This window comes from Acidocella sp. MX-AZ02 (assembly GCF_000306035.1).
GTDB lineage: Bacteria > Pseudomonadota > Alphaproteobacteria > Acetobacterales > Acetobacteraceae > Acidocella > Acidocella facilis.
Genome location: NZ_JH976207.1, coordinates 730,279 through 732,013, shown reverse-complemented (window position 1 = coordinate 732,013; position 1,735 = coordinate 730,279). Strand labels below are relative to the sequence as shown.

The following is a 1,735-nucleotide window of genomic DNA, read 5'->3' as shown; positions in this document are numbered from 1 at the left end:
AAAAAGCGGCAAAAACGCGGGGGCGGCGGCACGAAAGCCGTCACAACCCCATATCTTCGTGGGGACTTTTTGAAAAAAGTCCCCACACCCCCAAAACTTTTGCTCCGTTACGCGGCGTGCGGCAAAGCCGGGGCTTCAACCGTCTGCGGCGCAGACTTGGCGGTGACGATCTCGATGCGGCGCGGCTTGGCGCTTTCCGGTATCACCCGGCGCAGGCTCACATTCAGCAAGCCGTTATTCAGCTCCGCCCCATCCACCACCATATGCTCGGCCAGCACAAACCGGCGCTGGAACGCCCTCGTGGCGATACCGCGATGCAGGAACTCGCCCTTCGCCTCCTCGGCCAAATGGCCGGCGACCAGAAGCGCGTTGTCCTTCACCGTGACCTCGATATTTTCCGGCGCGAAACCGGCAACCGCAAGGCTGACCCGATAGGAATCTTCCCCGGTTTTTTCGATATTGTAAGGGGGATAGCTGGCGGAATCCTGCGGCAGCGTGTCCACGAGCCGGGCGAGACGATCAAACCCGACGGCGGTACGGAACAAAGGCGCGAAATCATAGGTCATGTGTAACCTCCTTCAAAAGCAAGGTCGAAAAAACATCTGTTTTGAACAGCTCCTGCGATCCCCGAAACGGCGAACCGTATGAGCGCCCGGCCCCTCATCGAGGCGACCGCGCATCGGATATAATAAGCGTTTTTTTGCGCGCTTCAAGAAAAAATGAATAGCGGGCGATTGCGCAAACCGACGCAACATCCTTCTATCGCGCAACAATCCGCAACCGAGGCGCCATGCTGAGCCTGTTCATCGCCGCCCTGCCCGCCTTGTTCATCTGGGAAATCGCCTCGATCAAGGTGAATGTGCGGCTGCCGAAGACAACGCGCAAGCGCATGTTCAAGCTCGGCGCGCGCTTCGCCATCCTGGCGCTGATCATCGAAATCCTGGAAGGGCTGGTGCCGGAGAGTGGCCTCTCCCCGGTGGCGCATGCGGCGGTGGGCGCCCTGCTGCTGGCCGCGGTGCCGGAGGAGCTGGTAAAATTCGCCGCCGTCAGCCGCTTCGGCAAGAAAGAGCTGAACGAGATCGGCCCCGGCATCGCCATTCTCATCGCGGTGGGCTGCTCGCTCGGCTTCGCGGTGCTGGAGAACAAGCTCTATGTGGTGCATGGCGGCTTTGGCGCCTGGCTGGTGCGCGCCGTCACCGCCGTGCCGATGCACGCGATTTTTGGCTTCACCATGGGCAGCTTCATGGCCCTGGCCTGGCAGCAGAAAGGCGGCGCCGATAGCCGGCTGATCCTGCTCGCCCTGATCGTGCCGATCAGCTTCCATTTCTCTTATGATTTCCTGCTCAACCTGCATCACGAGCTGCCGCGCCTGCGCTGGCCGATGCAAATTCTGCCGCCGGTGATGCTGGTGGAAGGCATTTTTGCCCTGGTCCTCACCAACCATGCGGTGAACGGCAAAACCGCGCTTTATGGCCATCGCGATCCGGTGGATGCCAGCGGTCACCGCGCGCTGGTCTTCTCCGCGGTGATGCTGGCGCTGACCGTGCTGGTGCTGGCCGTCGCCTTGCATTTCCCCGGCGCCCACGGGCTGCTGATGTGCGCGGCGCTGCCGCTGGTGTTCACGCTGGATATGGGGCTGGTCGCGATGGCCAGGGCGAATGGATATGCGTGATGGACGTTCGGGCGCCGGCGCTTCTCTCAATAAGCCCCGGCGTTTGGCGCCGCTTTTTTGGGG

General features: G+C 61.7%; 2 protein-coding genes. One reads left to right on the top strand and one right to left on the bottom strand.

Annotated features, from left to right (window positions below; all coding sequences use genetic code 11):
• Positions 1 to 107 precede the first annotated feature (107 nt).
• Positions 108 to 566: an Hsp20 family protein gene (locus tag MXAZACID_RS03615; protein ID WP_008492720.1), complete on the bottom strand. Its 459-nt coding sequence runs from the start codon at positions 564 to 566 to the stop codon at positions 108 to 110.
• A 224-nt stretch (positions 567 to 790) separates the two neighbouring features.
• Here MXAZACID_RS03615 and MXAZACID_RS17645 point away from each other — a divergent pair, with 224 nt between their 5' ends.
• Positions 791 to 1,672: a PrsW family glutamic-type intramembrane protease gene (locus MXAZACID_RS17645; protein ID WP_008492719.1), complete on the top strand. Its 882-nt coding sequence runs from the start codon at positions 791 to 793 to the stop codon at positions 1,670 to 1,672.
• Positions 1,673 to 1,735 lie beyond the last annotated feature (63 nt).

Coding starts and splice junctions, on each gene's coding strand:
- MXAZACID_RS03615 (WP_008492720.1), bottom strand. CDS start 566: ATGACCTATGATTTCGCGCCTTTGTTCCGTACCGCCGTCGGGTTTGAT.
- MXAZACID_RS17645 (WP_008492719.1), top strand. CDS start 791: ATGCTGAGCCTGTTCATCGCCGCCCTGCCCGCCTTGTTCATCTGGGAA.